Source organism: Bacillus cereus group sp. BfR-BA-01383 (assembly GCF_022663495.1).
Lineage (GTDB): Bacteria > Bacillota > Bacilli > Bacillales > Bacillaceae_G > Bacillus_A > Bacillus_A cereus_AU.
The window spans coordinates 45119-51841 of sequence record NZ_JAKUFP010000031.1 but is presented as its reverse complement, the minus strand read 5'-3'; the positions used below and the strand labels follow the sequence as shown (position 1 = coordinate 51841).

Here is a 6723-nt window from a genome sequence, read left to right as displayed (position 1 = left end):
AGCAGATAAGTGAAGAACCTACCTGCTTACTACTGTAACAAAAGAAAGAAGTACCAGCCGTGGATTAAGCGGCTTGGAAGTAGTATGTATTCATTTGGAAAAATTATTCAAGGGGTGAAGAGAAGAATGGCATCGATAGTGAATAATGTATGTGAAATAATTCGGTTAATGAGTAAAACGAAAGTAGAGCGCATCCAAATCACATACGAAATTGGAGATATCATCGAGCAGAAATGTAGACGTTGTTATTACAATCGTTCAGAAAAAGAATGTTTTAGTACCAGTGTTTGTAATAATTGCCCGACTGGCGAAGAATTACGCCAGTTGGGTAGATACCTTAATACACATCCGAAAGAACGCGGTGGAAAACGAAATGATATACCTATTGGACTTACTCCGGAGCGTGTACGCGAATTGAATCAGAAAGGCATCCCAGATAAAGATATCAGCATTATGTATGATCGTAGTCCTTCTTATGTCGGGAAAATGAAACAACAATGGAAACAAGCTGGTGTTTGGAAAGGACCAACTTTAATGTGGGAAATCAAAAGGAGTGGGGAGAATGACTGAAACCGTTGATGTGAAAGCCATGTCGGATGATGAGTTTATGAAAAAATACAAAAATCTAGTTTATAATTTCGTTTGGAAAAAATACAGTTCGACTGCTGAAGTGATAAAAAGTAATACGGGATTAGAAATAGATGATTTAATTCAATACGGTATGATCGGTTTACTGAAAGCGAGAGAGGGTTTTGATCCTGCATATGGATGCAAATTTTCTACCTACGCCATTCCAAAGATATTCGGCATAATTGCAGTGAACATTAGAGACGCTCAAAAGGTAAAGGTACCACGTGATGTTTATTACTTAAAAGGGAAAATCATGAATCAGGGACTTTGGGGAGAGAAACCAGAAGAAATTAGTAAGCAGTTAGATGTATCCCTACAAGAGATTGAAGAAGCCTTACAGTATCAACAAATAACAAAATCATTACATGAGGTAGCTCATTCAGCTGGGAATGGCGACGATGATTTAACAATAGAACAAATGCTGGTTGATGAATGGTCAATGAGTAAAACAGAAGAGATTGAGGATGAAATGTTGGTTAATTCTTTTGTTTGGACTTTACCGGATCGAGAAATGATTGTTTGGGATATGCATTCACAAAATAAATCGCAACAAGAAATAAGTAAACGAGCTGGCTTTAGTCAACCACATGTAAGTCGCATTTTAAAAGAAATCAATAAAAGAGCTGCAACTTTTGGGAAGGCGCAGGGAGTTGCAAAGTAGCATCAATTTTGAACGTTGTACAGAAAGGTGGAGTTACATTATGTTTTGGTTAGGATGCTTTTTAGGATTCATTGTAGGTTCAATTATTACATGTGCGCTACTTTACTTTGGTTTTAGAGCTGAGGAAAACCAGAAAGCAGATATACAAAGAAGAATGTTTGATGAATCGGTAAGGAAGGAAATTGAGCAACTGAAAGAGATTAAAAATGATGAAAAGAAAGCTCAATAAAATTGTTGTTTGATTGGAGGAACTCTTATGATTTATGAAGTTATAGATTATTGCAGTCAATGTGATAGAAAAATAGAGAATTGCGATTGTTGTTGTAATAAGTGTGATGAGTGGTTACATGATTGTGAATGTAAATGAAATAAAAAGTCCCAGCTTAAAATGCTAGGACTTAAGGAAGTAAAGTTGTTGCAATTGTCCATTCCATATTAATGACTGTTAGGAACTTTAATAGTATAAATAATTATTGAATATAAGTATATATAAATTTAAAAAAATTCTACAAAATAGTTATTTAATAGAATTTTGATAAAAAGCTATTCAGTTATTTGAAATATAGTTTCATCAGGTCTGGAGAATCCATACAATTTCCTTGCGAACTTTAAAATACCTTCTTCACTCTCTGTTAAAGTTTTAATATCGCTTTCAAAATAACGTCCTGTAATTTCTAATTCAGATAATCTTTTCTTTTCTTTATTAAGTGTAATTTGTTTTTCTTGAATCATTTGTTCTTGCTTATAAATGGAAATTTGAATGGAAATAACCATAGGTAGCATAAAAGCAAGCGCTAATAAAAGACGACGTCTTAGCTTTTTATTCGTTTGTAGGTTCATGTTAGGATTAATTTGTTTTTTTGAGATTGATTGTTGTGGTGGTAAATTTGGGATAATCCCCATTTTAATGCCTCCATTACTTATGTATAGAATTTAAATTGCTTAAAAGTATTATATATGCTAAATAGATAATTTTGAACCTATTTAGGCAAAGATAGGTTTTATGAAATTTAAATAAAATCCTTATTTAAATAAAAAAGAGCGCTTTTTAAGGCGCTCTATGACCAAGGTTTATTGTGATCTTTTTAGGATTGTGGAGTATTTGAACAATAATTTAGTTTAAGACAAAGATAATTTCTTATTAGTAATACCGACTTGCTTCAGTAGACATGGCAATTGCTTTTGTTTCATGAACTGTACCATATGGATGCTCTGGAGGTGCGTATATAGAGTAAATTTTAAGTGGTTTATTCCCCGTATTGATTACATTATGCCATTTTCCAGCAGGTATCATAATTGCATAGTCATCATAGGCCATTTCTTGAAAATATAATGTATCTATGTTATCACCCATTTGAACAAGTCCCTGTCCTTCTTCAATACGTATGAACTGATCAGTTGTAGGGTGTACTTCTAAACCTATGTCATCTCCAACATTAATACTCATCAAAGTTACTTGTAAGTTTTTTCCTGTCCATAAAGCGGTGCGATAAGTATGGTTTTGTTTAGTGGCCTGGTTAATATTCAATACAAATGGTCTAGCTCCATAATCTGTTAATCTAATGTTTTCACAATAAGGATTCCGGTTGTGATTCCAGGCGTTATTGTTGTTACTGTAATAATAAGGATTCCAATCGTAAATCCAATTATTGTTATTCCAGATGCTATCCATTGAGCTTTGACATTGATAGTAAAAACGTGGATTATGTTGCATATCCAAGCTCCTCTCATGATTTTATCATTTACCTTTTATCCTATGCTGTTGTCTATTTATAGGAATGCAGAATAAGAGGAAATGGGTAGTAATAAAAAATCATAAGCAAACTTTATTGTTTTTTCTATGGAATATGAAAATAAAAGGTTAATAAAGGATGTACAATTGGTGTAAAAAAGAATACTTAATAAAATTATTATTTAGATAAAAGAAACCCCGATTGTCTGCGGGGTTCCTAAGGGTAATCGTCAAGTAATGACGTACTCGACTAATTAACGATATCATGAATTTTTTGGTAAAAATACTGGTAAATGTGTCCAAATGGATAGGGCATCATTTTGAACAAAAACGCTATTTGGTATGAACCTTTAAAAGTCCAAAAGAGCTCCGTCTACTGGTCGGAAGCCCTTTTGGGGAAATCTAGTGAGTTTCGTTCATCCATTCATTATATGTGTAAATTATTTTATTGTGATATATTACAATAAACAACAAGCTAATAAAAATTTCATTTTGTAGAAAAAAGAAACTAGAAAAGAGCACCATGCACAAGTGCTCTTTAAGAAAGGAGGTAACCCAGTGAAAGAAACGTCTGGATTAGAATTATATGTTGAAAAAAAGAAAAAGAACAATGTTTTATTAACGTGTCAATACAAAAGAGCAGCTAGCAAAAGCTAGCTGCTAAGCCCTCGGGTATGAAGGGAAATCAGAAACTGTATCTACAGTATTGACGGGATATTGAGTTGTATTCAGGGAGGAAGAGGGAAATGAAAGAAAAAAAGAGCTCAAAATGGTACCTATGGCATCTTATGGGTGGAATACAGAAAAACAGATACATTATTTCATAGCAAATACAAAAGAGCACACATATATGCGTGCTCTTAGTTAAGAAAGGTAAGAATCTTATGAATGGAGAGTCTCCATACAATAATATATGCTTGTCTATTTTAAATGTGAAAATTTTTAATAAATATGCTATTTGATCAATAAGTTATGGAGACAAAAATGGTGCACAAAGTCTTTTGTGCACCACTATATATAAACTATGTCTTGTTAATTATATGTCTACCTCAGAAAAACGGGATTTTTCAAAAAATCGAAACTATTTGCAGTTTACACAAGCATTGATTAATTATACAAACAAAAAAGAGCACCTTGTATAGGTGCCTCAATAATCAAGATAATTACTTACCACCATTTTGATTTATATGTTTTAAATAAAAAAATAGAACAAGATCCTGATTTGAAAAATAGAGAGCTCTTTTCAAAGAGCTCTCCGACTAAAATTTATATTGAATATGAATACATACGATATTGTATGCGTGCTATTTAGGTAGGTGCAATTTTAAAACAAAATCCTTATTTGAATGGCGAAAAAAAGACAACAACCGGAGGGCTTGTTGTCTCACAAAAAAAGTGGAATGTCACTAATATATTAGTTGAAGACAAAACAGGTTATTTAAAGTATATGAATTGCGTAAAAAAATATACAGTAGAAATTAAGCAAAAAGAGTGCTTTCCAAAGCGCTCCTTAAGTAAAACTAAAATTAAAAAAGAATACCACATGATATTGTATGTATGCTTTTTAGAAATGTGCGGATTTAATACAAAATCGTTATTTGAATAGAAAAGTGGAATGGAAAATGAAACCAATATTTGAAATGTTAACTGTATCTTGATATGTATACGTAACTTCTGTAGAGCTGGGCATATCGATAAATATAAGGCTAAGTTACTAATCATAAATTTTAGGACTATTCACTTGAACATCTACGTACCCGTCACGGTCCGCAGTTATAAAGGTATCCAACTGTGACGGGTATCTGACTTATATTATTGAGGGAACAGGCCGGAAGGATGCTACGGTATTGTTGTAGGGTTCCAGACGGACCTGCGCGCTTGCCCCAGCATTTGCGAGTGCAGTCACCGCATTCAAGATAGCAGTTCTGCTACCGGATATGAAGGCTGTGCTATAGTTCATGATTAGGGGATGAACGGGATGTTGATTGAGAACTTCTTGATGATAAATTGTTTTCATCGTGATGTTTTGGGGATGAACGGGGTGTTGATTGAGAATTACTTGATGATAAATTGTTTTCATCGTGACGTTCGCTGTCTGTGTGAAGCCTTCTGTAGTGATGCCAGTCAGCGAAGTCCCATTAAATGAAGTGAGTTTGACTGTAAGCATGTGACCTTTTTTTATATTTATTCCTCCTTTATTATTAGACTCAATTTATTTTATGCTTGTCCAGCAATTTAGTGTGGGCACTTGCATCATAATAAGTTGAAAGATATTTGAGATTATATTTTGACAAGGCGCGGGGATTAAAAGGTATAAATTGAACAAAATCGTTATTTGATATAAAATAATCCCCTGAAATCTTGGGGATTTAGGGAAATATCTATGGAAAATTATTTTATAAGTACTGGCATTCTTTTAGTTTCAAATCTTTCGAATTCTATAGGACAATATGCAAATGTTGCTATAGGTTCTGAAGTTTCGTTTGTTAAAAAAGTGTGGTTAATTACTTCACCAGAAGAAGAATAAAATGTAATTTTGGTTTTTGATATAGGAGGAAGCGTTATTACTAGTGGTTTATTTGTCATACTAATCAACTCCTAAATTATTTGATTTTATAAGAACTTAAAATGTATTCAATAAATATGTATGAACTCATTTTATAAAGTTAGTACTTTGTGAATTGAGAAATTTAACAAAATAGTTATTGTATGATGATAAAAATTAAAGAACCTGTTAGTTATAACAGGTTCTGTGTACAAGAAGTTCAAGGAATACAAGGAAACTGGTCCGGAGAAACCTGTTTATTCCTGTATTTAATGGTAGTATATTCCGAAATTAATAAAAAAGAATAAAAATAAAAAAATCGTGTCCAAAAATGCACACGATTATAAAGCAACTATGTCTTGTCAGTTTATTTTATGTTGACTTTATGTAAAAGGTGACATATCCAAAGAAATTAAAAGAGCGCTTTTCAAGGCGCTCTCTGACCAAAACTAATATCGAAAAAGAATACCACTTGATATCGTATGTATATTTTCTATGTTTGTATGGTTTTAAAGCGAAAAAAAGAGCACCTAATAAGACGCTCCCAATCGCTAATAAATACCCAATCTCATTAAAGTATATGGGATGTTATCTGAATAATGATTACAAAAATTTCATTTTGTATTAGTTTAAAAGCAAAAAAGAGCACTTAATAAAGTGCTCCCGTGACGAGTTTCGTTCTCTCAAAAGAAAGGACTGACTATATCATACGGAATTTTTCTGAAATGTGCTTGTGTTAATTAATTAGTATATGTAAAAAGAGCAGCTAGCAAAAGCTAACCGCCCCATTGCAACTTGTTAAAAAAAGAAGAAGGTCGCTATTCAGGGAGTGAACAGCTTGTAGATATTATGTGGAAGTTTTGGGATTTTATTCAGATAAATTTAAAAAAGCAGCTAGCAAAAGCTAACTGCTTAGCCCCGAGGAAGAGAGAGGGGCGCTTTATTAGGTCTAAGGCTGAAATAAGGGTTTTAGATGTTAAGACCTAAGACTTAAGAGCTAAATATAGTATGGATCTCACTTCAGAAATTATGCATATACTTGTATTCCTATAAAAATGGTTAAAAAACAAAGCAGCTAGCTCAATTAGCTAACTGCTCGGTATCTCCAAGGGAGAACAAGGAGAAAATCTAATGTCATATACAGTATTGACGGGA

General features: G+C 32.9%; 6 protein-coding genes. 3 read left to right on the top strand and 3 right to left on the bottom strand.

Going from position 1 to position 6723, the window contains the following annotated elements; all coding sequences use genetic code 11:
• Positions 1 to 126: 126 nt before the first annotated feature.
• Genes MR065_RS21780 through MR065_RS21770 form a run of 3 tightly spaced genes read left to right on the top strand, consistent with a single transcriptional unit; the run spans position 127 to position 1520 of the window.
• Complete coding sequence (locus MR065_RS21780; protein WP_242215038.1) at positions 127 to 570, top strand: zinc-finger domain-containing protein; 444 nt, start codon at positions 127 to 129, stop codon at positions 568 to 570.
• Positions 563 to 1291, top strand: coding sequence for a sigma-70 family RNA polymerase sigma factor (locus MR065_RS21775; protein WP_242215037.1), 729 nt, complete (start codon positions 563 to 565; stop codon positions 1289 to 1291). The genes MR065_RS21780 and MR065_RS21775 overlap by 8 nt, the downstream gene beginning before the upstream one ends.
• A gap of 40 nt (positions 1292 to 1331) precedes the next feature.
• Entirely contained in the window at positions 1332 to 1520 is a 189-nt protein-coding gene (locus tag MR065_RS21770) for a Z-ring associated ZapG family protein (protein WP_242215036.1), read from the top strand.
• Positions 1521 to 1834: 314 nt separating this feature from the next.
• On the opposite strand, the gene MR065_RS21765 is transcribed toward MR065_RS21770, so the two are convergent.
• The 3 genes from MR065_RS21765 to MR065_RS21755 all read right to left on the bottom strand — a co-directional run bounded on the left by MR065_RS21765 (position 1835) and on the right by MR065_RS21755 (position 5609).
• Positions 1835 to 2194, bottom strand: a complete 360-nt coding sequence (locus tag MR065_RS21765) for an FtsB family cell division protein (RefSeq protein WP_242215035.1) — start codon at positions 2192 to 2194, stop codon at positions 1835 to 1837.
• A 238-nt stretch (positions 2195 to 2432) separates the two neighbouring features.
• Complete coding sequence (locus tag MR065_RS21760; RefSeq protein ID WP_097906079.1) at positions 2433 to 3005, bottom strand: cupin domain-containing protein; 573 nt, start codon at positions 3003 to 3005, stop codon at positions 2433 to 2435.
• A 2409-nt stretch (positions 3006 to 5414) separates the two neighbouring features.
• Positions 5415 to 5609, bottom strand: a complete 195-nt coding sequence (locus MR065_RS21755; RefSeq protein ID WP_242215034.1) for a hypothetical protein — start codon at positions 5607 to 5609, stop codon at positions 5415 to 5417.
• Between the last annotated feature and the right edge of the window lie 1114 nt (positions 5610 to 6723).